This window comes from Candidatus Acidulodesulfobacterium acidiphilum, assembly GCA_008534395.1.
GTDB classification, from domain to species: domain Bacteria; phylum SZUA-79; class SZUA-79; order Acidulodesulfobacterales; family Acidulodesulfobacteraceae; genus Acidulodesulfobacterium_A; species Acidulodesulfobacterium_A acidiphilum.
This window is the reverse complement of the sequence record SHMQ01000028.1, coordinates 1-24,983: the sequence shown is the minus strand read 5'-3', so window position 1 is coordinate 24,983 and position 24,983 is coordinate 1. Positions and strand designations below refer to the sequence as shown.

The window sequence follows — 24,983 nt, the reverse complement described above, 5'->3', positions numbered from 1 at the left end:
GCCGACCATTACGAATACGCCGAAACCGATTTTAAAGAAATAACGAACATACTTAATTCCGACGATAAATATATAGCCGTTACGACTTTAAAGGATTACGTAAAGTTAAAGCGGTTTAAAAAGTTTAACGAAGCATCACGAGCGAATTTGCCTGTTCCCCATACGTCCGACGCATATATATACGAATTATATAATAAGGCATTCGATAAAATTTATTACTTAGACTTCGATATTATAATAGACGGAAATTTTTATGGACATATTTACGATATTTATAAAAAAATATAGATAAAATTAAAATTATGAAAAAAAATAAAGCTCTTGCATATTCGGAATACGTTTTAGTATATTCTTTTTATGCTTTTTTGAATATATTGCCGCAGGATCTGTCTTTAAAAATAGGCAGATTTTTGGGGCTGCTATTTTATAAAATCGACAAAAAGCACAGAAAACATACCCTAAATAACCTAAAAATCGCATTTCCGACTAAAACCGAAAATGAATTGACTGATATAGCTATAAAATTCTATAAAAATCTCGGCATGGTTTTCGTCGAAATTTTCAGGTTAAATAAATATAAAGAAAGCAATATCGACGATTTTGTAGAATACGATTTCGACCAAATAAAAAACATTTACGGAGGGCAGGGAATTCTCTTGCTTACCGCTCATTTCGGCAACTGGGAACTTCTTGCAAAAACATTCGGGCTTAAAGGTTATAAAGGCAACGTGCTTGCAAGACCGCTTGACAATCCCTATATAGAAAAAATTTTATACGATCTAAGAACGGCTTCGGGGAACAAAGTTATCTATAACAGGGAAAACGCCGTAAAAAATATAATTTCGGCGTTGAATGAAAAAGAAATCGTCGGATTTCTGCCGGACGAAAATGCTTCTAAGCGCATAGGCGTTTTCGTCGATTTTTTCGGCGTTAAAGCCTGTACTATGCCCGGTATGGCAAACATCGCCGCAAAAACCAAACTTCCCGTAGTTCCTGCTTTTATCGTAAGGATTAAAGGAAAGGACGGAAATTACTCAAAACACCGCCTCATAATAGAGCCTCCGCTCGATATAAAATATACCAGCGACAGAAAGACCGATACCATGAATATACTGAAACTGTTTAACGAAAAAATAGAAGACATAATAAAACAATATCCCGAACAGTGGTTTTGGATACACAACCGGTGGAAAACCAGGCCGGACGGCGAATAATTTTATTATAATTCCAAAAATATGATAAAATATACATAAAATATAACAAAGAAACAGTCTGCACACCGTTATCCGTTATATGGATTTTACCGTCATGCAATAAAAAACATTAATAGAATAAAAACAAGGGGTATTAAAATATTGAATAGAATCCTTGAAAATGAAGAAAAAAAGTTTAATATAGGATTTAATACAACAAATAACAAATGTGTGTTCTTAGACAGGGACGGCGTATTAATTGAGGATGTAGGGTATTTAAAAAATCCGGAAGATATAATTATAATGCCTAATTCTATTGAAGCCTTGAAAATTTTAAAAGCCGCGGGGTTTCTTCTTATAATAATAACCAATCAGGCGGGCATAGCAAAGGGCTTTTTTAATATGGAAGATTTGGCGGCGGTTCATGAAAAACTCAGTAAAATATACGAAAATAACGGAATTATAATCGACGATTTATATTTCTGCCCCCATCACGAAAAAGGCATAGTCGAACCCTATAATATAAAATGTTCTTGCAGAAAACCCGAAACCGGAATGGTCGTTAAAGGCGTGAAAAAGTTCAATATTGATACCGGCAAATCATTTATGGTAGGCGACAAAGACAGCGATATTATGCTTGCGAAAAACTCCGGCTTAAAATCTTTCTATATAAAGAACTCTATGTACGAACACGACGGAAACGTCGTACCCGATTTCTACGTTAAAGATTTAATGGAAGCGGCGGAAATTATAACGAAAGGCGCATAAACTTATAAATTATCATTAACCCGCAATTAATAAATTGCAAAAATATTATTGCAAACAGCGAAAACTATGCAATTTTTTAATTGCAATATTGAGGAAAAGCCGTTGCAATAGTGGGGAATTTTGTTTGCAATTTTGGGTAAAAACGATTTGCAAAATACAGCATTTTTTAATCGGTATCAGAAGAAATTGACAAATGTGATATTTATCATAAAAAAATTTAAATTTATTTGATAAAATAACATTTATTATGAGCCCTATAATAAGATATTTTACAATAGCTTCTCTGTTTTACCTTGTAATAGGAGCAGGTTTAGGCCTAGTTATGGCGCTGTATCCGCCATCTATCGGATATCTGCTTTTAGCGCATGTCCATTTTCTTTTACTTGGATTTATCGCTATGATGATTTATTCGGTCGGTTACCACGTACTGCCTAGATTCAGCGGATTTAAACTATACAGCGAACTTCTTATAACTGTTCAGTTTTATCTGACTAATATCGGCTTAATCGGGATGGCTATAACCTGGATTATTTTAGGCAATGCCGTTTCTGGATTTTATCATATTTTAATCCTTGGTTCATTTACGTCTATGGAATTTATAGGAATTTGTATTTTTGTTTTTAATAATATCATGACTTTATCGGGTAAAGGCGGAAAAATGACAAATCAATAATTAAAGATGATAGATTTATAATTAAATGTCCAATTAAATGTGTCAGATTAAAGTCAGACTTATTTAAAGAAAATGAAGAAAATATTGGTGAAAAACAATTACTTTTGTTCTAATTTTCAGTATTTTAAAAATAAAAAGAGATATAATCTTGTAAATCTCAATACTTGCAAATTATAGATTATATCACATCTTTAAATGAAAGACGCCGAAAAATTCAAAGTTATTAATTAGAAGTGTCAAGCCAAAATAAAAATGTCACCTTTAAGATAATGATATAAAATATTTACACAAAAAGTTGACAGTATGTATTTAATAGCATATAATTATGTCATATAAAGGAGAAATACAATATGCGCACCACATTAAACATACCTGACGATTTGATTAGAGAAGTCCAAAAAATTTCTGGAGAAAAATCAAAAACAAAAGCTATAGTCAAAACTATGAATGAATATATAAAGCAAAAAAAAATAGCGGAACTTATTGCCTTAAAAGGTAAAATCAATATAGATTATGATTGGGAAATGGAAGAAAAGTCCGAAATAAATTTACAATCTGCAAGAGGGAAATTTTTTGAAAAATAAACCTATGCGTGTTTTGGTTGACACGAGCGTATGGATTGAATTTTTCAAGGCAAATTCTTCCGTAAGCAATAATCTTGAGCTGCTTCTAATTGAAGATTCGGTTGAAATTTGCGGAGTTGTCTTATTTGAATTATTGCAGGGAATTAAATCAGAGTCCGAAAAATTGAAGATTAAAGATATTTTATTAAATTTACCATATGTCGAGATAAATAAAAATATGTGGCAAAAATCCGCAGAAATATCTTTAAATATTAAAAAGAAAGGTTACACTATTCCGTTTTCCGATATTTTAATAGGAACTTTAGCGATAGAAAACAATTTTTCCGTTTTTACATTAGATAAACATTTCGAATTAATTCCAGAATTAGCGCTTTATAAAATTTAAAACTAAAAAGGTTGTTCTAAAAAATTATCTATTTTTTATTTTATGGCCGTCCTGCTCAAATCTTGTAACTTCCCATTCTAAAAATGGTTTATATTGAAAAATCGCCGCTGCGTTTTTAGTTTTTAAAACCGTAAATAATTTTGGATACATATTATTTTTAACCATAAGCCTGTAAATATAGTTTGGATTAAATCTAAAAATAAAAAACGCTTTAGCTTTTTTATGTGAAATAAACCTAAGATTATATATTTTAATTATTTTTAATGTTCCTAATCTTATGTATGTTCTATCGGCTATTTTAAATAAGTAAGGTTTAAAAAGAGTCGTAAAAGAGGTATAGCCTAATTTTTTGTGAAACTTGATGTAGCCGCCTTTTAATAAGAGCATATAAAATTTATCGTTATCCATACTGGCGGCCTTATCATAGGGCAGCGCAAAAAAAGCGGAAGAGTATATTTTTTTAATTATTAATTTTTTCGCAAGAGTTTTTGTGAGGTTTTCCTGCTTTTGAGCGCACCCTGATAAAAATAAAGGCAGTAAAAATATAACGGTTAAGACTATAATCGATAATTTTATTTTTTTCATATTAAAAATTTCACAATTTAAAATTTAATTTATTAAAACCGGCCGAGGCGGTTTGGCCGCAAACTCGGACGGCAGTATGCAAATAAATAAATCTGTCCCCTTTAAAGCAATAATAAATTAAAGCAGTTTTCTTGCCGCTTTGGCTATGCCTTCGCTGCTTGTGGGATGCTGGTTTGAAAGTCCGGCTACTATATGGATATCCAAAGAATTTTGTATTGCCGTTACCAATTCGCCAATTAAAAGTTCAGCATCTATTCCTATAACCCATGCGCCTATTATTTTTAATGTTTTAGCATCGAAAAATTCCCTTATTTCTCCGTTTAGTTCGTTATATATCTGAGCTTTAGCATCGACCACGAAATCGTATGAACATTCAAGAATATCGATGCCCATTTTTTCGGCCTGCGAAGGCATGATGCCGGCATAAGCGGCTTTAGGAAACGTAAATACCGTGGTCGGCACGGCATTAAAATCCATATAATCGATAGGAATATTGCCGGCAAATATATTATTTGCGCAAACTAAAGACTGTCTTTCCGCAGAATGAAAAAGCATAGAAAGCCCGTTTACGTCGCCGGATGCATAAATATGCGGAATATTGGTCTGAATAGCGCTGTTTATTTTTATTCTGCCTTTTTTATCCAATTCTATTCCTAACTTATCCGTGCCTTCGGGTATGACGGGTTTTCTTCCGTATGCCATAAGCACCATATCGGCATTTACGGTTTTTAAGGTTCCGTCTTTCATATATGAAACATTATACCTATATGCTCCGTCCGCATTGAGCTTTTCTACTTTTTTAATTTCGGTTCCAAGTTCTAATTTAATTTTCGGGTCAAGAGAATTTTGAAGAAGCAAAGCAAATCTTTCGTCCATTGCGGTAAGTATTCTTTTGCTTCTTTGAATTAATATTACGTCCACGCCGAGTTCGTTAAAAAACGTAGCGGTTTCAACCCCTATATAGCCTCCCCCAAGTATTGCGATAGATTTTGGAAGAGTCTTTATTTTTGTTCCCAAAATATAAATATCGGCGCTGGTAACGCAGTGTTCTTTTCCTTCTATAGGAAGTATATAAGGTTCTGCGCCGCTTGCGATTATTATGCTGTCCGCTTTATATGTTTCTTCAAAATTTTCGCCCGTTACCTTAATTGTATGTTCGTCTATAAACGATGCGATACCTTTGACGAGTTTTAAATTTTTCGATGCTTCTTCAAGTTCTTTCGCATGCTGGGCATACCTGAATTTTTGCACGTTGTCTTTAAAATCTACAATTTTTGTATAATCAAATCCTATATTTTCGCCTTTTAAACCGAAATATTCCCTGTTTTTTGCCAGTCTGTACACTTCTATGGCTTCTCTTATAGTTTTTGAAGGAACGCACCCCTGCTCTAAACAGTTGCCGCTCATAACTCCTTTTATGTCCGCCATAACTACTTTTTTTCCGGCTTTAGCAAGCCTAAAAGCGGCAGGATAAGCTCCTCCGCCTGCTCCAATAGTAAATACATCGACTTTTTCCATAATGTAAACCCCCAAAAATTTAATACAAAAAATACAAATACAAATTATTTTATTATAATATCAATTGTTATTCATATAATAGAATATTATTATATACCTAAAGATATAAATATCAAAATTTGTCGAAACAAATGTCAAGCCGAAAGAAACAAATTTGTTCGATTATATGAAAAATTAAAAATTTACTATATAACCGCCGCTTAGATTTATAAATTTAACAATCTAAAAAATATGTGATATTATAAATATATGGAATATGCAAACTCGCCACATAAAACCTACAAGTTTAAAATAAGCAAAATGGACTGCGCCGCCTGCGCCGCAACCATTACCGATACCGTTAAGAGAATAGAGGGCGTAATAGACGCAAAACTTAACTTCATAAACGAAACCCTTTACGTAGAAACTAATCCAGATAAACCCTCTCCCGAAGAAATAATTAAGATGATTGAATTTGCAGGTTTCGGGGCAGAGTTAATCGATTCGGACAAGACGGTTTCCGATAATAGTCTTATTAATTCTTATGCGGAAAATGCGGCGGGCAATTCAAAAAATATAAAATTCAAAATAGAAGGAATGCACTGCACCAACTGTGCAAAAGCAATCGAAAAAGACGTAGGAAAGTTGAAGGGCGTAAACTCTATAATCGTAAACTTCGTCGGAGAAAGCGGCTCGGTGTCTTTCGACCCATCAAAAACTTCCAAAGACGAAATATTTAAAGCCGTCGTAGAAAGCGGATATACCCCCATAGACGAAACCGAAGACGAAAAAAATGAAAACTATATCGAAAATAAAATAGACGCAACGGCGGACTCCGCGAAAAAATTTAAAAAACGCCGCAAAATAACGGACTGGGAAAAAGATCTTTACTGGCTGATATTTACGATTATATTCGCAATTCCGGTCGTCATACTCACGTATATTAATATATTAGGCATATTCAGAATACCTGCTTTATTTATATTGGCAACGGTAGTTCAGTTTACTGCCGGACTTACGTTTTATAAGGGAGCGTATTATTCTTTAAAAAGTTTTTCGTCCAATATGGACGTACTGGTTTCGCTCGGTATTTCTGCGGCTTATTTTTATTCCGTAGCTTCCGTTTTTTTATTCAAGGGCGAACTTTACTTCGATACTTCCGTTTTGCTTATTCTTTTCATAAGAACAGGAAAACTGCTTGAAAAAATATCGAAACAGAGAGCGACTTCGTCCTTAAAAGCTCTTTTTAAGCTTCAGGCGAATAAAGCGAATCTTGTCGAAGCCGACGGAACTGTTAAAGAAATAGATACTTCCGACGTTAAACCCGGCGATATACTGTTGGTAAAAAAAGGCGATAAAATACCGGTTGACGGAGTAATAATTTACGGACAAACTCAAATAGACGAATCTATGCTTACGGGCGAACCGGTTCCCGTCGAAAAAGGCTTAGGCGGCGAAGTAAGCGGGGCTACTATAAACAAAGGGCAGGCGGTAAAAATTAAGGCGTTAAGGGTCGGAAAAGATACGGTGCTGTCCCAAATAGTCAGGCTGGTCGAAGACGCTCAGGCGGATAAGGCTCCTATTCAGCGTATAGCCGACGAAGTAACCAATTATTTCGTTCCCACGGTAGTAATAATATCGTTAATAACGTTTACGGTATGGAAATTTATATTCCATTCAAATTTTTTATTTGCCTTGTCGGCTTCTATCGCCGTTTTAGTAATAGCTTGTCCCTGCGCAATGGGACTTGCAACGCCTATGGCGCTTATGATAGGAAGTTCTATAGGTTTAGAAAAAGGCATACTGATTAAAAAATCGTCGAGCCTTGAGGAAATAGCAAGAATAAATGCCGTAGTTTTCGATAAAACCGGAACTATTACATATGGAAAACCGGAGGTCGTCGATATCGTATCTATTAACGGTATACCCGAAAGCGAAATACTGAAAATTGCCGCTTATGCCGAAAGTTTTTCTTCACACCCTATAGCCGCGGCAATAGTAGATAAATTTAACTCTTTTAAAGATAACGATAATTCGGCTTCGGAAAACGGCAGTAAACGGCAGAATAACCAAAATATGGAAAATACGCAACTGCTTCGCTTCGACGGCAATAACGATATAAAGACGCCAAAAATTTCCGCGCCCGAAAACTTTGAAGAAATAGGCGGATTCGGCATAAAATTAAACTACGAGGGCAAAAAAATATTAATAGGCAAAAAAGAGATATTTAAAGAATCGGAAACCGTAAATTTCGATATGTCCCAATTTAACGAATTTGAAGAAAAATTTGCAAAAGAGGGCAAAACCGTCATCGGAATATCGGTAGACTCCGCTATTGCCGGAATTATTTCTTTATCGGACAAGGTTAAAGAAACGGCAAAGCCGGCGATATCAAAATTAAAATCTATCGGCATCTCGGTATATCTTCTGACGGGCGATAATCTAAATTCGGCGGTAAACGCTGCAGCCCAAGCAGGAATAGACAAAAAAAACGTTATTGCAAACGTTTTGCCGCAGGATAAACTCGATGAAATAAAAAAACTAAAAAATACGGGTTTAAAAGTAGCGATGGTCGGCGACGGCATAAACGACGCTCCCGCTCTTGCCGCCGCAGACGTCGGTATTGCCATAGGAAGCGGAACCGACGTGGCAAGGGAAACCGGCGACGTAATTTTAGTAAAAAACGATATTAACGACGTATATAAAAGCGTATCGCTAGGCAGAAAAACTTTATTCAAAGTAAAACAGAATCTTTTCTGGGCTTTTTTCTTCAACGGCCTTGGCATTCCTTTAGCCGCAGGGGTTTTTTACGGATTAACGGGATTTTTAATACCGCCTGCTTTTGCAGGAGCGGCTATGGCGGTTTCAAGCATAACCGTTTCTTTAAATTCGATATTGCTAAGAGGTTATTCTAAAGCAATGGATGCAATGTAATAATATATTTATTTATTTCGTATCCGTTTGCTTTACCGACGCTGTTCTAATGATAATTTTTAACAACTTGATATTAGCGGATTAAAATGATTTCATCCGTTAACGCCCGCAATTATTTTAAATATAAAAAATAATTAATAGTTAATAGTTAATTTGCTTTAGTTTAAATAAAATTTAATTTAATATAAAGACTATAGAGGTGAAAAATGAAAGAAAAAGCGTCTGCATTTAATTATCAAAATTATCTTGCCGAAGAAGAAATTGAAACTTTAAATTTATACTTCGATGCCGCAAATTATCTTTCTATAGGCCAAATCTACCTTATGGATAATCCGCTTTTAAAAGAACCGTTAAAACTTGAACATATAAAACCAAGGCTTCTTGGCCACTGGGGAACGTCGCCCGGCCTTAATTTTATTTATGCCCATATTAACAGAATTATAAAAAAATTTGATTTCAACGCATTATTTATTACAGGTCCCGGACACGGCGGTCCGGCTATTATAGCAAATACTTATATCGAAGGAACTTACAGCGAATACTACCCAAACATGCCCCAAAATTATGACGGCGTTAAAGCTCTTTTTAGGCAATTTTCTGCCCCGGGCGGCGTACCTAGCCATGTTTCGCCTAAAACCCCAGGCTCCATACATGAGGGGGGCGAACTTGGTTACGCATTGAGCCATGCTTACGGAGCTGCATTAGACAATCCCGATTTAAGGGTATTTTGCGTAGTAGGAGACGGCGAAGCTGAAACGGGACCCATGGCTGCATCGTGGCATATTAATAAATTTTTAAACCCTAAAACGGACGGCATAGTGGTTCCTATACTTCATTTGAACGGATATAAAATAAATAATCCGACAATTCTTGCAAGAATCGGCGAAGAAGAACTTATAGACCTGTTTAAAGGATACGGTTACAAACCTTACATTTTGGAAGACGAATCCGTAGATTCCGCACATAATAAAATGGCTTTAATAATGGATAAAATTTCAAGGGAAATAAATAAAATAAAAAAAGAATATAACGAAAAAAGCGATGCAGCTACTAAGGTTAGACCTCATTATCCTATGCTGATATTTAAAACTCCTAAAGGGTGGACATGCCCAAAAGAAATAGACGGACTTAAGTTGGAAGGTTTCTGGCGCGCCCATCAAGTTCCTATTACGGATTTCAAAGAAAAGCCGGAGCATATCAAAATATTGGAAAACTGGATGAAATCTTACAAGCCGGAAATATTATTCGATGAAAAAGGTTCGTTGATAGACAAAATTAAAGAATTTCCGCCAAAAAAAGATAAAAGAATGAGCGCAAACCCTTGCGGAAACGGCGGACTTTTGACAAAAGACCTCATTCTTCCGGATTTTACCGTTTACGCCGAAAAAGTAGAAAAACCTGCGACAACCTATGGAAAAGCTACTACTACATTGGGATATTACCTGCGCGACATAGTCAAAAAGAATATGGATAATTTTAGAATATTCAGTCCCGACGAACATAACTCGAACAGGCTTAATGCGGTTTTCGATACGACCGACAGGCAATGGTGGGGCGATATTTTCAATTTCGACGACCATCTTGCCCATAGCGGAAGAGTAATAGAAATTTTAAGCGAACATACCTGCGAAGGGCTTCTCGAAGGATATTTATTGTCCGGAAGGCATGGTTTTTTTTCGTGCTATGAAGCATTTATACATATAATAGATTCTATGTTCAATCAGCATGCGAAATGGCTTAAGGAAGCCGACGAAGTCGAATGGAGAAGGCCTATACCGTCCTTAAACTATCTTCTCACTTCGCATGTCTGGAGACAGGACCATAACGGTTTTTCGCATCAAGATCCTGGATTTATCGACCACGTTATTACCAAAAAACCAAAATATATAAGGGTCTATCTTCCGTCTGATACAAATACGCTTTTAGTAACTGCCGATAAATGCTTCAGTAGCCAAAACAGAATAAACGTAATTATCGCGGGAAAACAGGAAGAACTTCAATGGTACGACATGGATTCCGCAATTAAAATATGCGATAAAGGACTTGGTATTATGGAATTTGCAAGCAACGACAGAGGAGAAGAACCTGATATAATAATGGCTTGCGCGGGCGACGTTCCTACATTGGAAACGCTTGCCGCCGTTTCGATTTTAAACAACCTCGCACCGGAGCTTAAAATAAGAGTAATAAACGTGATAGACCTTATGACATTAACGCCTAAAGAAGAACACCCCGACGGATTATCCGATAAAGAATTCGATACTCTGTTTACCGAAAATAAACATGTAGTTTTTGCATTCCACGGCTATCCATGGCTTATACACAGACTCTGTTATAGGCGTAAAAATCATCCGAATATTCATGTCAGAGGCTACAAAGAGGAAGGAACGACTACGACTCCTTTCGATATGGCGGTAAGAAACGACTTAGACAGATTTCATCTTGTTATGGACGTAGCCGACAGAGTTGAATCCCTCAAATATAAAGCCGCGTATATTAAAAAAGAGATGGAGAGCAGGCTAATAGAACATAAGCAGTATATTCTTAAATACGACGACGATATGCCGGAAATTAAAAACTGGAAAGGCGATTGGAATTTTTAAAGTAATCCGCACGGTAAAACGATAAAAAAGATTTGCCGTGCGTTTTTTTATTTATAAGCTTATAAGGCGGATATTCAAGGGATAATATTTCATGTTTATCATGCTGGACAATTATGTTTATATTATCGTATTTGCGGCATTTGTCTTCATTGCCGTTTTTTTCCTCCATATCATATTCCGTAATTATTTTATTAATCGCAGTTTCGCAAAAGCCTTTACCGTACGGAGGGTCGATAAAGATATAATCTGGTTTATACTCACTTAATATCCCTTTTTCTAAAGCTTTTAACGCGTCTTTTTTTATAATTTTTACTTTATTCTCTATACCGAACTGTTTTGAAAGTTTGATAATTATAGATATTAATTCAGGCGAAGTTTCGACGAAAATACAGAAAGCCGCGCCTCTCGAAACAGCCTCGAAACCGATGTTGCCCGTTCCTGCGTATAAATCGCAAAAAACTGCGCCGTTTATATCGTCTCCAATTACGTTAAATAAAACGCCTTTTAAGAAATCCGATGAGGGAGCAACGTTTTTAATATCGAATACGTTAGGTATTATTCTTCCTTTTAATGAACCTGCTATAATCCGCATAGATGGATAGATGGATAAATTTTACGTGTATATTATTCGCTCAAATCCTCTAATTTTTTTCTGTCGAGTATTATAATATCCCTTTTGTCTAATTTTATAATATCTTTTGCCGCAAAATCCTTCAGCGCACGCGAAACTACTTCTCTTGCCGTTCCCGCGATATCCGCTATTATTTTCTGGCTAAGTTTTTCGCCGTCGAATAAAAGCAGAATTTTCGCTATTCTTTCCTGCGTACGTTTAAGGGAAAGGTCTTCTATGGCATTCGTAAGATGCCTTAATTTTTCGGACATGCTTCTTATAATATTAATAGAAACTTCAGGATGTTTATAAATAAGGCCTATCATATTCTCGCGCGATAACAAAAATAGTTTCGCGCCGGTAACGGCATCCGCGGAAGCGGGATTTATATCTTTTACGAAAACCGTTATATCGTTAAACGATTCGCCCGGATAAATCAACTTTAAAATCTGCTCTTTGCCGTCTTTAGAAGATTTATAAACCTTGACGGTTCCTTCGGCTACGAAATATATTCCTTTTGATTTGTCTCCTTCCAGAAAAATATTTTCTCCTGCCGAATAATTTTCTACTTTAAATAATGCTTTAATATCATTAAAAATATCTGCATTTAAAGATCCGAAATATTCCGGAATTTTAAAGTTTTCCATAATTTAAAATTTTTTTATAAACTATAAAGCGGCATAAACATTTATAAATTAAATTGAATATATTTTTAATATTATAGTATAAAGTTTGCCGATATGTAAATAATATAAAATTTATGTTATAATTAATACGATTATATATATTTAATAAGGAGGTAAATTAAATGCCTATCAGGGAATACAAATGCAAAGACTGCGGAAATTATATCGAGGTAATTCAGGGTATGAACGAAAAACCCCTTGAAAAATGCGAAAAATGCGGCGGAAAATTAGAAAAACTAATTTCCAATTCAAGTTTCGTACTAAAAGGCTCCGGTTGGTATAAAACGGATTATGCAAGTTCGGGCAGTTCGGCAAGCGGAAGCAAATCAAAAAAAACGGCCGATGAAAGCAAAACAGCATCTCCTGCGCCTGCATGCAGTTGTTCCGGCGGTACATGCGGACATTAAATTAAGCTGTTAATTTTAATATAATTTCGAAGCGTTTATTATGTATGTATGTTTACGATTTTAAAACAAAATTATCGGGAAAGGATTTAGTTTTAGAAATTGCCGCTTCGGAAAAATATATCGAGTCTATAAAAATTACGGGCGGCGAACGGCCAAAATCCAACCGTAAAATGCCGCCTGTACTTACCGATAAAATTCTTTATAACGAATTAAATTTATTGCCTCATCTTTATAAATTAATAAATCTTTTAGATAAATATTTTTCGGCAAAAAATGTTGAATTTAACGATATTCCGATAAATTTTTCTTTATATTCCGATTTTTCTTCCGAAATACTTATAAAGACCCAAACAATTAAATATAACGAAATATTATCATACAAACAACTTGCAATAAAAGCAGGATACGATGCAAAATACTCAAGAGCCTGTGCAGCGGTTTTATCAGTAAACAAAACGCCTATTGTAGTTCCATGTCACAGGGTCATATACACTAACGGCAAATTGGGCGGCTGGTCAGGCGGAGGCTGGAAAGATTTTAAATCTGCCCTGCTTTTGCTGGAAAAAAATAAAAATTTTTACAAAAATTAGCCTCTATAGCGAAAAAAAGAACAAATATACAATTAAATTTTAATAAATATATTATGGATAAAATTACTACTTTATTTTTAGACATCGGCAATATTCTTCTAACAAACGGCTGGGATACCGCTTCAAGAAAATTGGCTTCTAAAACTTTCGATCTCGATTACGAGGAGTTTGCCGAAAGACATGGCTATTTATCATCTTTATATGAAGAAGGAAGAATAACTTTAAACGATTATCTCGATAAAGCAATTTTTTACGAAGAGAGAAGTTTTTTAAAAGCCGACTTTAAAAATTTTATGTTTAATCAGTCAAAAGCTATTCCTGAAATGATAGAGTTGTTTAAACATTTAAAATCTAAATATAATTTAAAAATAGTAGCGTTAAACAACGAAGGGCTGGAACTTTCGAGATACAGGGTAGAAACATTTAAACTTACCGAATTAATCGATTTTTTCGTAACTTCTTGTTTCGTAAAAATGAAAAAACCGGACGAAAACATATATAAACTTGCAATGGATCTTGCATACGTAACAAGCGAAGAAAGTCTTTTTATAGACGATAGGTATTTTAACGTCGAAACAGCCGCAAAATTAGGTATGAATGCATTTCAGCATAAAGATTACGTGACGACTAAAGAAAAATTAGCCCAATACGGCTTAAAAACCGATACGATATAATAAATATAAAGTTAAAAATAAAAAATCCTCTAAATCTTATCTTATAATAGCATTTAGAGGATTTAAAAAATATATACTTTTGAACTTTCGTTTTAGTGCATTATTTAGAAACTACTACGAAATGGTCTCTTCTGTTTATAGCATAACACGCTAAAGTATGAGCAGTGCAAAGAGGTTTCTCTTTCCCGAAGCTTATTGTTTTAAGCCTGTTGCCGTTTATGCCTAATTTTTCTAAATATGATTTAGCGATATTTGCCCTTCTCCAGCCGAGAGCCATGTTATAAACTTCCGAACCTCTTCTGTCGCAATTGCCTTGTATCTGAACTACGACGTTTTTATTGTGTTTTAAGTATTCGGCATCTCTGTGTAAAATAGCAATATCCTTTGACGTAAGTATTGCGGAATTAAACGGGAAATGAATATCGTTATAATTTGCCGAAATATTATACGTCGAAACTTTTTTTACAATAACCGGTTTTTTGGCAACTGTTACTTTTTTAATTTGCTTTTTTACTGCTGCAGGCTGAACTTTTTTTACTGCAGGTTTATTAGGAGCTATACAACAGTTATATGATGAACTGCAAGGGGTCGATAAATAAGAAGTACCGGCATAGTTTCCGGAACCGCATGGAGTATTCCATGACGAAGAAGATATAGCGTAAACGCTTGCAGGAAAAATAACTGCAAAAGCAATCATAAAAACACGGACTATCAAATTGGAAATTATCGTAATTTTCATTTTTTTCAACATATCTTCCTCCCTTTAAAAATTTTAATCTATATATACATACATATAAAAATTATTTAAAAACTAACTACTTTGATTATACTATCTATTTTTTCTATGTCAAGTTACGCCGAATTTTCAAAAAATTAATTGCCGAAAGTATAAACCGCCATAGCGTTTACAGTGTCCTGAAAACTGTTTCCGTGTAATAATTGTAGTTTCCGGTATAAGGTCCTACTGCCTGAATGTTTTCTCCCGTATCTAAAGAAACTTTAAAACCTATGCCGAAATTATTTCTTCCGTTCGAAAATGCATTTTTTGAAGCCGTTATGTCGAACTCGTTGACGGTAAAACCGTTTACCTTATAATTATCTATGTAATTTCCGTTATAGTTGCCGTCCGGATATTCCTCGTTTGCAACCGGATTGGCAAAATTATAAGTATAAGACGAGGCAAAAGTGCCGAAAAGCTTTATCTGCGACAAAAAGGAGCCGCTCTTTGCATAAGAATTAACGGCGGAAATGCACAAAAATAAAATGCAGGACGAGATTAAGACTATGTTTTTCATATTACTATTACATTTATAATATCAAAGACTTTTCGCTTTTTTATTTTATATAGTTATATATGCATATAATTTAACCAGTTCTGCGGAAGCGCGGTAATTATCCCCAGAATTACCATGACAAAGCCGAGTATCCCAACGACCGCAATCGATTTTTTAGAATATGCATATTCTCCAAGTATTCTTTTACTTCCTGCAAGAGCTATCAAAAATCCGAGGACTATAGGAAGAATAAACCCGTTAAACGCTTCCACGTCAACCATAATTGTTACTAAAGGTATTCCGGGTATAAGCACTATCATTGCCGATATAAAAATTAAAGCTATATATATAAAATAAAAAAGCTTTGCTTCGCTGAAACGATGGTTTAAGCTGTGTTTATATCCCCAAGTTTCTCCCGCCGCCCAAGTAAACGCCATAGAAACTACGAAAGCCGCCAGAAGGCTTGAACTGTAAAGACCGACGGCAAACAAAGCCCCTGCGTATTTTCCCGCTAAAGGTATTAAAGACTGGCCTATAGCTTTTGCGGTGGACGGAACTATATGCGCTTTATATAAAGTCGCCGCCGTCATTACTATAACCGCTATCATTAGAATTTGCGTCGCAATGCTTCCTATAAGCGTATCGGTTTGCGCCAGTTTAACGTCTTTTTTGCACAAGTTTTTATCGACGGTAGCGCTTTGCTGGTAATAAATCATCCAAGGCATTATTACCGCTCCTGCGTTTGCCGCTATAAGCCATATGTAGTCTTTGTTGCCGAGCGGCTGAGAACCGAACAGGCCTTTAAAAACAAGCTGATGATAATCCGGATGCGCAAAAATAGCCGCAGGTATAAATACGAACCCCGTAAGCGAAAAAATAAGGGCTATATTCTCAGCCCTTCGGTAACTTCCGGTAAAAACAACAAACAAAAGTATTAGAAAGCTCACGCCTACGCTGAAAACCTTCGGTATTCCGAATATCTCCCCGCTTGCCGCTATGCCGGAAAATTCCGTAATAAGAGCGGAAAAAACGACAAGAAAAAGCGTGACCGTTGCAAATGCCGCCCATTTACTGCCGTAATATTCTTTTATAAGCTCGCCGTGACCTTTCCTTGTAACACACCCAAGCCTCGAAGTCATAGATTGTATTAAATATAAAATCGGTATAAGAAGTATTTGCAGGGGGATGAGCTTATATCCCCACTGTGCGCCGGAAACGCCGGCTGTAGTAACGGAACCTGCATCCATATCGGCTATCATAACTATGAAACCAGGGCCAAGCACTTTTAAAAAATGAAATCCTTTATATAAAGAACGCTTGTTGAATAAAGGAAATCTGCCTCTGCCTCTCCTTCTGTTCCGTCCTTTCCGGCGATGCGGATTTTCTTCAGCAGAATTTTGGTACTTTAACGGAACACTTTCCATAATTCTTAGCTGGCCTTTTAAGTAAGTTAAAAATTAATATTAATGATAATAAAAATCATTATCATTATAATACGAAAATAAATTTATAATGTCAACAAAAAATTTAATTCAATTTATTTGTTGTTTTTTATCAATTTTTACGATTATTTAGATTTGCAATCGCCGCAAATTCCGTATATTTCTAATTTATGTTTTATCGGGGTAAAATTATTATTTTTTGCAAGTTTTTCTTGCAGTTTTTCTATTTTATCGTCGTTAACCTCTATGAGCCGTCCGCATTTCAAACATATAAGATGGTCGTGATGCGTATTTCCGTATTTTTGTTCATATCTTGTTTTTTGCTTTCCTATTTTTATTTCTTCCGCTAAACTGCATTTACACAGTAAATTTAAATTTCTTTGCACGGTAGCATATCCTATTTCGGGATATTTCTTTTTTACTATATTAAACAGTTCTTCGGAAGTAATATGCCTTCCAGCCGAAAAAAAAGCATCTACTATAACTTCACGCTGTTTCGTGTGCCTAAGACCTTTTTCCTCGATGCATTTAATAAAAGTATTTTTAAATTCTTTTTGATTTATGTCGTCCATAAGAATAAATTATAAAATTTTTAACATATAAAAACAATTTTTTTATTTTTTGTCATAACTCTTTTCAGTAAGAATACAGTAATAATTATTAATGTCATAATTTTAATTGACTTAATAATTTTATCGGGTATATTATATTTCAATAGGAGCATTACGTCGTAAAATCCTATCCTTTATTTCTATGGAACTCAGCTTTCATTCTCCCGTCTGGAATTTTATACAAAACGTTTCATTTTCTATGCTGGGCGGAATAATTGCGGCAACGTTAATTATCGCCTGGTTAGGTTCTCTTGCCGTTTATAAATTTGCTAAAATAGAAGAAAACTTCAGGTAGAATCTTTAAGGTATTTTTTTATATATTGCCGCATCTTATGGTAATATATAAGTATGGATCTATTCGGTAATAATAACGACGACGATAAAATAAAAGAAAAAAATTCCGGCGGTAAAACTGCGGGCGATTTTTTACCGCCGCTTGCAGAAAGGCTGAGGCCTAAAACTCTCTCTGAATTTATCGGCCAAACTCATATTCTCGGCAAAGATAAACCTTTAAAAAATATGCTAGATTCCGGATTTATCCGCTCGATGATACTATGGGGACCGCCGGGAAGCGGAAAAACTACGCTTGCCGGTATTATAGCAAACGCCGCAGGTTACGAGTTTTATAAGATTTCCGCCGTCTCTTCCGGGGTCAAAGAACTGCGGGAAATTATAGATAAGGCAAACATAAGCTTTAAGCATTATAAACAACCGCTTATAATTTTTATAGACGAAATTCACCGTTTTAATAAGTCGCAACAGGACCTGCTCCTCCATTCGGTAGAGGAAGGAAGCCTAATATTAATCGGAGCTACGACCGAAAACCCGTCTTTTGAAATAAACTCTCCAATCCTGTCGAGGGTAACGGTATTTACTTTAAACCCTTTGTTCGAGGAAGATTTAAACCTTATTATAGACAGGGCGCTTAATACCGACGACGTTTTAAACAAAAAGAAAATTATACTGGAAAAGGACGGCAGAAACGCTCTTATAAGGTATTCCGGAAGCGATGCGAGAATAATGCTGAACGCCCTCGAAATGGCCGTTAATCTTGCAAAACCCGACGATAAAGGAAACATAGTTCTTACGGCAAAAACAGTCGAGGACGCTTATCTCAGGAAATCCCGCTACGATAAGACCGGCGAAGAACACTACAATACTATTTCGGCTTTTATAAAAAGTTTAAGGGGAAGCGACCCCGACGGGGCGGTTTTCTGGCTTGCCAAGATGCTGGACTCCGGAGAGGACGTAAAGTTTATAGCAAGAAGAATGATCATTTTAGCTTCGGAAGACATAGGAAACGCCGAACCGGATGCCCTTAATTTAGCGGTAAGCTGTTTTAACGCCGTAAATACCGTCGGGATGCCTGAAGCTAGGATTATTCTGTCTCAGACGGCAACGTACCTTGCGGCCTGTCCTAAATCAAACGCAAGCTATCTTGCAATCGAAGAAGCCTTAAACGACGTTAAAAAATTTCCTAGCGCCGTAGTTCCGCTCCACCTGAGAAACGCTCCCACAAAACTCATGAAAGACTTGGATTATCATAAAGGCTATAAATATTCTCACGATTATAAAGGCCATTTTACCGAACAGACTTACCTTCCGAAAGAACTTTCGTCGCGCATATACTACCGTCCGGAAAACATCGGCAAAGAGAAAGAGATTAAAATCCGGCTTAAAACGTTATGGGGAAAGGGCAAGGATTACGGGGAAGACGATTGACGCCGATGCGGCGGACATTGTGATATAAATTGTTTTAAATACTATCTTGTTAAAATTAAATGCCTGCCGAAGTTGTCGGAATGACGTGGAAAGAAACGTTCGGCAAACTGTCTATAAGGCGGTTCACTATGCTTTTCTTTGGAAATATGCCGAAAAATTTTCTTTTTTCGTTTGTCGCTCCTATTACAAGATGAGAAATATTATTGGTTTTAACAAAATCTATAACGCCGGAAACAACATCGTCTGACTGAAAACTAAAAACCGCGGCTCCTAAATTTTCCGCAACCGAAATATTTTTTGAAAGATACCTTTCGTAATCCTCCGATTTATTGTTTTCTCTGTGTTTTAAATTAATATGAAGAACGTAAAAATTGGAATTAAGCCTTCCCGCAAGCTTTGAACCTATCCTTAAAAGCCTTGCCGAATCCGGATTTGAACTGATTAAAACCAAAACCCTTTCGTTAGATTTTAACTCGATTTTATCGTCGGGATTCCCTATCTTATTAGATTGAGCGCTTAATTCGTCGGCTATCGTCCTTAATGAAATTTCTCTTAAAACTATAAGATTTTCGATTTTAAAAAAATTATTTAAAGCGGCTTGAATTTTTTCTTTAGAATAAATTTTTCCGGAAGTAAGTCTTTTTATTAATTCTCCCGCAGGAATATCGACGTTTATAATTTCGGTTACATAATTCAAAATATAGTCCGGAACTCTTTCGCTCACTTTTATTTCAAGTTCCGATTCTACTTTTTCCGCAATAGAATTAAGATGAAATATATTTAAAGTCGTAAATACGCTTATGCCTTTTTTATAAATTTCTACGACATCCTGATATCTTTTTAAATTTACCGAACCCGGAATATTATTATGCGCAAGCTCATCGATTAAAACAATCGAAGGTTTTCTCTTAATAACCGCCTCGGCATCGAGTTCTTCAAAAATAGACCCTCTGTATTCAATTTTTTTTCGAGGAATTATTTCAAGATTTTTTATTTCGGCTTCCGTTTCTTTTCTTCCATGTAATTCAACATATCCGATAACGACGTCTATGCCGTGTTCAAGGAGATAATTCCCGTCTTCAAGCATCATAAACGTTTTGCCCGTCCCGGGAGCAGCGCCGAGATACACCCGAAAAACGTTAGTTTCGCTCGAAGAATATTTTATCTTATTAAGTATCGAATCCGCCGACGGCCTGTTATATTCTATTTTCAATATTTACCGCCTATCTTATTTTTTAAATTAATTTTAAAAGCCCGATATAACTTAAATTATATGCAAATAAGTAATAATTATATCTATTATTTTAATACCGATAAACGGAACTATTATTCCGCCGAGCCCGTAAATCAAAAGATTTTTAGTTAAAATGGATGAAGCCTTTGCCGGTTTATATTTAACTCCTTTTAACGCAAGCGGAATTAGTATTATTATTATAATAGCATTGAATATTACCGCCGAAAGTATAGCCGACTGCGGCGAAGAAAGCCCCATTATATTTAAAGGCGCAAGCCAAGGAATAATAGGCGCAAACATTGCCGGTATTATGGCAAAATATTTTGCCACGTCGTTTGCTATAGAAAACGTGGTAAGCGACCCTCTGGTTATAAGAAGCTGTTTGCCTATCTCGACTATTTCTATCAGTTTAGTGGGATTAGAATCGAGGTCTATCATATTGCCGGCTTCTTTTGCCGCCATCGTGCCCGTATTCATAGCAACGCCGACGTCGGCCTGGGCTAAAGCGGGAGCGTCGTTAGTGCCGTCGCCCGTCATCGCAACGAGTTTGCCCATAGATTGTTCTTTTTTTATTAAAGCCATTTTAGTTTCGGGCGTAGCTTCGGAAACAAAATCGTCAACCCCCGCTTCGTCGGCGATTGCTTTTGCCGTTAATGGATTATCGCCGGTTATCATAACGGTTTTGATGCCGATTTTCCTTAGACTGTCAATTCTGTCTTTAATTCCGCCCTTTACGACGTCTTTTAAATGAATAATGCCGAGCATTCGGTCATTTACCGCGACGGCAAGCGGCGTTCCGCCTTTTTTTGAAATTTCTTCGGCTGTTTTTACGGTTTTATCCGAAACCTTGCCTTTATTCTGCTCGACGAATTTTATAACTGCTTCTACCGCTCCTTTTCTTATCTGCAAATTTTTATCTAAAAGATTAACTCCGCTCATTCTGGTAAATGCCGAAAAAGGGATAAATTCTATATTTTTTTCGTCGATATGCCTTCCCCTGAAACCGTACTGTTTTGCCAAAGTTACTATAGACCTTCCTTCCGGCGTCTCGTCGCTTAAAGACGAGAGCTGCGCATAATCTGCCAATTCGTTAACGTCCGAACCTTCCGAAGGAATAAAAGAAACTGCCATCCTGTTGCCGAAAGTTATCGTTCCTGTTTTATCTAAAAGAAGAGTGTTAACGTCGCCCGCGGCTTCGACCGCTTTTCCCGACATAGCAATAACGTTATGCTTGACAAGCCTATCCATGCCGGAAATGCCTATTGCCGAAAGAAGGGCGCCTATAGTAGTAGGTATAAGGCACACAAGAAGAGCTACTAATATGACGGGAGAAATGTAACCGTGAAAATAACCCGCCATAGGCACTAAAGTAACGACGACGACTAAAAATATAGCCGTAAGCATTACGAGCAAAATATTAAGGGCAATCTCGTTAGGCGTTTTTTGTCTTGAAGCGCCTTCTACCAGAGAAATCATTTTATCTATAAAATTTTCTCCCGGATTAGACGTTACCCTTATAATAATTTTATCTGAGAGTACCTTAGTACCGCCGGTTACGGCGCTTCTGTCTCCGCCGCTCTCTCTTATTACGGGAGCAGATTCTCCCGTAATGGCGGATTCGTCGACCGAAGCGATTCCTTCTATAATTTCTCCGTCGGCAGGTATCGTGTCTCCCGATTCAGCAATTACTATATCTCCTTTTCTCAACATGGAAGCCTTTATCTTTTCTTCCTTTCCGTCTTCTTTAAACAGCCTCGCTATTACCTCGGTTTTCGTTCTCCTGAGGCTGTCCGCCTGCGCCTTGCCTCTTCCTTCCGAAATACTTTCGGCAAAGTTTGCGAATAAAACCGTAAACCATAGCCATAGAGTTATCTGAAAAACAAAAGATATAGATTTAAAATCATGGATAAAAAAATCTTTGATAAATATTGCCGTAGTAATAACGGAACCTATCTCGACTACAAACATAACCGGATTTTTAACCGTTATTTTCGGATTAAGCTTTTTAAAAGAATCTTTTATTGCAGATAACATTATATCCTTACTGAATGCAGAAACATAATATGATTTATTGGACATTATTTTTCCCCTGTTCAAAATTTAACTAAAATTAATTATTAATCTAATTATTAATCGGCATAATTAAACAAGCCCCTTGAAAATACGTTCATATAACTTTAAATTATATTTTTTTATAAGCAAAGATAGTTTTAAATTTAAATTAACGGTATTTACCCCCGGAGTTCCAAAAATACCGAATTGCCTGTAAGATATATTGCGTTTAACAAGCCTATAAAGCGCCGCTTGTGATATGCCGGTCAGCGACGATATTCTAGTAACCTGATCAAGCGCAGCGGCTATAGAAATATACGGCCCTAAGCCCGAACCGGAACCAGTTACTATATCTACTGGTATTTCGCCTTTTTTAACGGAAGGATTTTCTTTTAAAAATTTATCTATAAGTTTTTTTTCGTGATTTATATATTTTCCGTTTGTAGGAGCATAATTGGAAGCGCCCGATTCGGTACCGTTATAACCGTTTCCGGCATAAGACGGTCTTCCGTTAAATATATACGGAGAAGTAAATTTTTCGCCGATAAGCATCGAGCCTATAGGCTTTGAATTTTTATAAACGATGCTTCCGCCGGCTTGAAACGGAAAAGCTATTTTCCCTATGCCCCAGATAAGAAAAGTATAGCCGAGCGAGCATACGATATATAATAAAACGGTTAGTTTTATCATTTTTATCAATTCTTTTACCATAATAAACATCCTCTTTAGATTATTTTAATTAATAAAACAGATGTCCTTTTACCATAGCAAAATGTTCGGCTATGGGTCCAAGCGCCAGCGCAGGAAAAAACGTTAACGCCCCCACGAGCAATATGGTTGCCATTACGACCGTATAAAACAAAAAGCCGTGCGCAGGAAAAGTTCCCGCCGACTCCTGTATGCTTTTTTTCTTAATTAACGAACCTGCTATCGCAACCTGACATATAATAGGAATATATCTGCCGAAAAATATCGTAAGTCCAAGCGAAATATTATAAAAAAGAGTATTGCCGTTAAGACCGGCAAACGCCGACCCGTTGTTTGCGACCGTCGAGGTATAGGCGTATAAAATCTCGCTTAAACCGTGCGGACCCGGATTCAATATTCCGGCTAATCCCGCCGGTATAGCCAACGCTATCGCAAAAGGGATAAGAATAATAAACGCATGGGCAAACATTGCGAGAGTCGCAAGCTTGACCTCCTTTGCCTCTATTTTTTTTCCGAGAAATTCGGGCGTGCGCCCTACCATAAGTCCGGCAATGAACACGGCAATAATTACCATAGTGAGCATATTTAAAAGCCCTACGCCTTTACCGCCGAATATGAGATTTAACATCATTTCCGCAATTAGAACCATCCCCGAAAGCGGCATAAAACTGTCGTGGGCGGAATCGACGTTGCCGGTGGTAAATGCGGTGGTAGCAGTCGCAAATAAAGAGGTCTGCGCAATTCCTATATGCTCCTGTTTCCCCTCCATATTGCCCCCGGGATTATTTTTAGAAGCGCTGATATTAGCCCCTAACTTTGCAAGAAACGGATTGCCGTGAGCCTCCTGAGAATAAACTACCGCAAGACAGACTAACAGAAGCGTCATAGCGACGGCAAATAAAGTCCACGCATGTTTTTTATTCCCTATCATTATTCCGTACATTAAAAAAAGCGCTATCGGAATCGTCCCCATCATAAATACCGTTAAAGCGTTAGTAAAGGGATTGGGGTTTTCATAAGGCTGCGCGGCATTTGCATCGTAAAAACCTCCTCCGTTGGTGCCGAGATTTTCGATGGACACCATAGAAGCTACCGGTCCTATAGAGAGCGTCTGCTTAGCTCCGGTCATATTAACGACTTTTTTCTGCATTAAAAAAGTCTGGGGGGCGCCCTGCCAAAGCATTATAACTGCAAATATAATCGCCAAAGGCAGAAAAAGCCTGTAAATCGCTTTTATATAATCTGCGTAAAAATTACCGACGTATTTTGCTTCGCGTCTCACAAGCCCGCGTATAAACGCTATGGCAAAAACAAGTCCCGTAGCGGCGGAAGTGAACTGCAGGAAAACAAGCGCCATCTGCGAAAAATTGGACAATGCTTCTTCACCTGCGTAATTTTGCCAGTTAGTATTTGTTATAAAGCTTATTGCCGTATTAAAATCCAGCGCCCACGGTATGCCCGGATAATGCATCTGGTTGAAAGGAAGAAAGTTTTGAAACCTTAATATTAAATATACTATAGCCAGCATAAAAAAATTGACTATAATACCTATTTTTAAATATTTAATCCAATCGGTTTCTTCATTTTCGTTAACCTTAAGGAACTTAAAGGTTAAACTTTCCACGGGATTTATTATCCCGTCTAAAAATGTAGGTTCGCCGTTAAAAACATGCGCAAGATATCTGCTTAACGGCACTGCGGCTATAACCATAGCGGCAAGCGTTATTATTATCTGTAAAACTCCCGTATAA

24 protein-coding genes are annotated in these 24,983 nt (G+C 36.5%); 12 read left to right on the top strand and 12 right to left on the bottom strand.

Features of this window, described 5'->3' with window-relative positions; translation table 11 throughout:
- The 6 genes from EVJ48_08190 to EVJ48_08165 form a co-directional block, all read left to right on the top strand.
- The coding region (locus EVJ48_08190) for a hypothetical protein (GenBank protein RZV37880.1) at positions 1 to 288 on the top strand (288 nt) is incomplete at its 5' end.
- A gap of 14 nt (positions 289 to 302) precedes the next feature.
- Complete coding sequence (locus tag EVJ48_08185; GenBank protein RZV37879.1) at positions 303 to 1,214, top strand: hypothetical protein; 912 nt, start codon at positions 303 to 305, stop codon at positions 1,212 to 1,214.
- Positions 1,215 to 1,256: 42 nt separating this feature from the next.
- Positions 1,257 to 1,961 carry an HAD family hydrolase gene (locus EVJ48_08180; GenBank protein RZV37878.1) on the top strand — a complete coding sequence of 235 codons (705 nt, stop codon included), beginning with the start codon at positions 1,257 to 1,259 and terminating at the stop codon, positions 1,959 to 1,961.
- 247 nt (positions 1,962 to 2,208) lie between these two features.
- Positions 2,209 to 2,634, top strand: coding sequence for a hypothetical protein (locus EVJ48_08175; GenBank protein ID RZV37877.1), 426 nt, complete (start codon positions 2,209 to 2,211; stop codon positions 2,632 to 2,634).
- A gap of 350 nt (positions 2,635 to 2,984) precedes the next feature.
- Positions 2,985 to 3,218 carry a DUF2191 domain-containing protein gene (locus tag EVJ48_08170; protein ID RZV37876.1) on the top strand — a complete coding sequence of 78 codons (234 nt, stop codon included), beginning with the start codon at positions 2,985 to 2,987 and terminating at the stop codon, positions 3,216 to 3,218.
- Entirely contained in the window at positions 3,208 to 3,603 is a 396-nt protein-coding gene (locus EVJ48_08165; protein RZV37875.1) for a PIN domain nuclease, read from the top strand. The genes EVJ48_08170 and EVJ48_08165 overlap by 11 nt, the downstream gene beginning before the upstream one ends.
- 24 nt (positions 3,604 to 3,627) lie before the next feature.
- On the opposite strand, the gene EVJ48_08160 is transcribed toward EVJ48_08165, so the two are convergent.
- Together EVJ48_08160 and EVJ48_08155 are read right to left on the bottom strand one after the other, a co-directional pair.
- Entirely contained in the window at positions 3,628 to 4,188 is a 561-nt protein-coding gene (locus EVJ48_08160) for a hypothetical protein (GenBank protein RZV37874.1), read from the bottom strand.
- A gap of 117 nt (positions 4,189 to 4,305) precedes the next feature.
- Positions 4,306 to 5,706 carry a dihydrolipoyl dehydrogenase gene (locus EVJ48_08155; protein RZV37873.1) on the bottom strand — a complete coding sequence of 467 codons (1,401 nt, stop codon included), beginning with the start codon at positions 5,704 to 5,706 and terminating at the stop codon, positions 4,306 to 4,308.
- Positions 5,707 to 5,955: 249 nt separating this feature from the next.
- On the opposite strand from EVJ48_08155, the gene EVJ48_08150 reads away from it, so the two are divergent.
- Positions 5,956 to 8,619 (top strand): heavy metal translocating P-type ATPase, encoded by a 2,664-nt coding sequence (locus EVJ48_08150; GenBank protein RZV37872.1) that lies wholly within the window; start codon positions 5,956 to 5,958, stop codon positions 8,617 to 8,619.
- A 206-nt stretch (positions 8,620 to 8,825) separates the two neighbouring features.
- Positions 8,826 to 11,222, top strand: a complete 2,397-nt coding sequence (locus EVJ48_08145; protein ID RZV37871.1) for a phosphoketolase family protein — start codon at positions 8,826 to 8,828, stop codon at positions 11,220 to 11,222.
- Here the strand turns inward: EVJ48_08145 and EVJ48_08140 are convergent.
- Together EVJ48_08140 and EVJ48_08135 are read right to left on the bottom strand one after the other, a co-directional pair.
- The gene (locus tag EVJ48_08140; GenBank protein RZV37870.1) at positions 11,191 to 11,814 is read right to left on the bottom strand and encodes a hypothetical protein; all 624 of its coding nucleotides are present in this window, start codon (positions 11,812 to 11,814) and stop codon (positions 11,191 to 11,193) included. The two genes, EVJ48_08145 and EVJ48_08140, sit on opposite strands and share 32 nt — an antisense overlap.
- A 32-nt stretch (positions 11,815 to 11,846) precedes the next feature.
- The gene (locus tag EVJ48_08135) at positions 11,847 to 12,479 is read right to left on the bottom strand and encodes a Crp/Fnr family transcriptional regulator (protein ID RZV37869.1); all 633 of its coding nucleotides are present in this window, start codon (positions 12,477 to 12,479) and stop codon (positions 11,847 to 11,849) included.
- A gap of 161 nt (positions 12,480 to 12,640) precedes the next feature.
- Here EVJ48_08135 and EVJ48_08130 point away from each other — a divergent pair, with 161 nt between their 5' ends.
- The 3 genes from EVJ48_08130 to EVJ48_08120 are packed head-to-tail and all read left to right on the top strand — an operon-like array spanning position 12,641 to position 14,189.
- Positions 12,641 to 12,925 (top strand): zinc ribbon domain-containing protein, encoded by a 285-nt coding sequence (locus EVJ48_08130; GenBank protein RZV37868.1) that lies wholly within the window; start codon positions 12,641 to 12,643, stop codon positions 12,923 to 12,925.
- A gap of 44 nt (positions 12,926 to 12,969) precedes the next feature.
- Positions 12,970 to 13,515 carry a methylated-DNA--[protein]-cysteine S-methyltransferase gene (locus EVJ48_08125; GenBank protein RZV37867.1) on the top strand — a complete coding sequence of 182 codons (546 nt, stop codon included), beginning with the start codon at positions 12,970 to 12,972 and terminating at the stop codon, positions 13,513 to 13,515.
- 53 nt (positions 13,516 to 13,568) lie between these two features.
- The gene (locus EVJ48_08120; GenBank protein RZV37866.1) at positions 13,569 to 14,189 is read left to right on the top strand and encodes an HAD family phosphatase; all 621 of its coding nucleotides are present in this window, start codon (positions 13,569 to 13,571) and stop codon (positions 14,187 to 14,189) included.
- A 100-nt stretch (positions 14,190 to 14,289) separates the two neighbouring features.
- On the opposite strand, the gene EVJ48_08115 is transcribed toward EVJ48_08120, so the two are convergent.
- The 4 genes from EVJ48_08115 to EVJ48_08100 all read right to left on the bottom strand — a co-directional run bounded on the left by EVJ48_08115 (position 14,290) and on the right by EVJ48_08100 (position 17,477).
- A complete protein-coding gene (locus EVJ48_08115) occupies positions 14,290 to 14,940 on the bottom strand; it encodes a hypothetical protein (protein ID RZV37865.1) in 651 nt (216 codons plus the stop codon).
- 154 nt (positions 14,941 to 15,094) lie between these two features.
- Positions 15,095 to 15,484, bottom strand: a complete 390-nt coding sequence (locus tag EVJ48_08110; GenBank protein RZV37864.1) for a hypothetical protein — start codon at positions 15,482 to 15,484, stop codon at positions 15,095 to 15,097.
- 53 nt (positions 15,485 to 15,537) lie between these two features.
- Entirely contained in the window at positions 15,538 to 16,887 is a 1,350-nt protein-coding gene (locus EVJ48_08105) for a divalent metal cation transporter (GenBank protein ID RZV37863.1), read from the bottom strand.
- Between the two features lie 143 nt (positions 16,888 to 17,030).
- Positions 17,031 to 17,477 (bottom strand): transcriptional repressor, encoded by a 447-nt coding sequence (locus tag EVJ48_08100; protein ID RZV37862.1) that lies wholly within the window; start codon positions 17,475 to 17,477, stop codon positions 17,031 to 17,033.
- Between the two features lie 387 nt (positions 17,478 to 17,864).
- Between EVJ48_08100 and EVJ48_08095 the strand changes: the two genes are divergently transcribed.
- On the top strand, positions 17,865 to 19,238 hold the full coding sequence (locus EVJ48_08095; GenBank protein RZV37861.1) for a replication-associated recombination protein A: 1,374 nt from the start codon (positions 17,865 to 17,867) through the stop codon (positions 19,236 to 19,238).
- Positions 19,239 to 19,293: 55 nt separating this feature from the next.
- On the opposite strand, the gene EVJ48_08090 is transcribed toward EVJ48_08095, so the two are convergent.
- From EVJ48_08090 to kdpA, 4 genes are all read right to left on the bottom strand, one after another.
- A complete protein-coding gene (locus tag EVJ48_08090) occupies positions 19,294 to 20,451 on the bottom strand; it encodes a sensor histidine kinase KdpD (GenBank protein ID RZV37860.1) in 1,158 nt (385 codons plus the stop codon).
- Between the two features lie 51 nt (positions 20,452 to 20,502).
- Positions 20,503 to 22,551, bottom strand: coding sequence for a K(+)-transporting ATPase subunit B (gene kdpB, locus EVJ48_08085; GenBank protein ID RZV37859.1), 2,049 nt, complete (start codon positions 22,549 to 22,551; stop codon positions 20,503 to 20,505).
- Between the two features lie 63 nt (positions 22,552 to 22,614).
- Positions 22,615 to 23,244: a potassium-transporting ATPase subunit C gene (locus EVJ48_08080; protein RZV37858.1), complete on the bottom strand. Its 630-nt coding sequence runs from the start codon at positions 23,242 to 23,244 to the stop codon at positions 22,615 to 22,617.
- Between the two features lie 19 nt (positions 23,245 to 23,263).
- Positions 23,264 to 24,983: potassium-transporting ATPase subunit KdpA (kdpA, locus tag EVJ48_08075; GenBank protein ID RZV37857.1), on the bottom strand; the 1,720-nt coding region annotated here is incomplete at its 5' end.

Excerpts from the sequence above, each read along its gene's own strand:
- EVJ48_08185 (RZV37879.1), top strand. The coding sequence starts at position 303 with ATGAAAAAAAATAAAGCTCTTGCATATTCGGAATACGTTTTAGTATAT.
- EVJ48_08175 (RZV37877.1), top strand. The coding sequence starts at position 2,209 with ATGAGCCCTATAATAAGATATTTTACAATAGCTTCTCTGTTTTACCTT.
- EVJ48_08170 (RZV37876.1), top strand. The coding sequence starts at position 2,985 with ATGCGCACCACATTAAACATACCTGACGATTTGATTAGAGAAGTCCAA.
- EVJ48_08160 (RZV37874.1), bottom strand. The coding sequence starts at position 4,188 with ATGAAAAAAATAAAATTATCGATTATAGTCTTAACCGTTATATTTTTA.
- EVJ48_08155 (RZV37873.1), bottom strand. The coding sequence starts at position 5,706 with ATGGAAAAAGTCGATGTATTTACTATTGGAGCAGGCGGAGGAGCTTAT.
- EVJ48_08150 (RZV37872.1), top strand. The coding sequence starts at position 5,956 with ATGGAATATGCAAACTCGCCACATAAAACCTACAAGTTTAAAATAAGC.
- EVJ48_08145 (RZV37871.1), top strand. The coding sequence starts at position 8,826 with ATGAAAGAAAAAGCGTCTGCATTTAATTATCAAAATTATCTTGCCGAA.
- EVJ48_08140 (RZV37870.1), bottom strand. The coding sequence starts at position 11,814 with ATGCGGATTATAGCAGGTTCATTAAAAGGAAGAATAATACCTAACGTA.
- EVJ48_08135 (RZV37869.1), bottom strand. The coding sequence starts at position 12,479 with ATGGAAAACTTTAAAATTCCGGAATATTTCGGATCTTTAAATGCAGAT.
- EVJ48_08130 (RZV37868.1), top strand. The coding sequence starts at position 12,641 with ATGCCTATCAGGGAATACAAATGCAAAGACTGCGGAAATTATATCGAG.
- EVJ48_08125 (RZV37867.1), top strand. The coding sequence starts at position 12,970 with ATGTATGTTTACGATTTTAAAACAAAATTATCGGGAAAGGATTTAGTT.
- EVJ48_08120 (RZV37866.1), top strand. The coding sequence starts at position 13,569 with ATGGATAAAATTACTACTTTATTTTTAGACATCGGCAATATTCTTCTA.
- EVJ48_08115 (RZV37865.1), bottom strand. The coding sequence starts at position 14,940 with ATGTTGAAAAAAATGAAAATTACGATAATTTCCAATTTGATAGTCCGT.
- EVJ48_08110 (RZV37864.1), bottom strand. The coding sequence starts at position 15,484 with ATGAAAAACATAGTCTTAATCTCGTCCTGCATTTTATTTTTGTGCATT.
- EVJ48_08105 (RZV37863.1), bottom strand. The coding sequence starts at position 16,887 with ATGGAAAGTGTTCCGTTAAAGTACCAAAATTCTGCTGAAGAAAATCCG.
- EVJ48_08100 (RZV37862.1), bottom strand. The coding sequence starts at position 17,477 with ATGGACGACATAAATCAAAAAGAATTTAAAAATACTTTTATTAAATGC.
- EVJ48_08095 (RZV37861.1), top strand. The coding sequence starts at position 17,865 with ATGGATCTATTCGGTAATAATAACGACGACGATAAAATAAAAGAAAAA.
- kdpB (RZV37859.1), bottom strand. The coding sequence starts at position 22,551 with ATGTCCAATAAATCATATTATGTTTCTGCATTCAGTAAGGATATAATG.
- EVJ48_08080 (RZV37858.1), bottom strand. The coding sequence starts at position 23,244 with ATGTTTATTATGGTAAAAGAATTGATAAAAATGATAAAACTAACCGTT.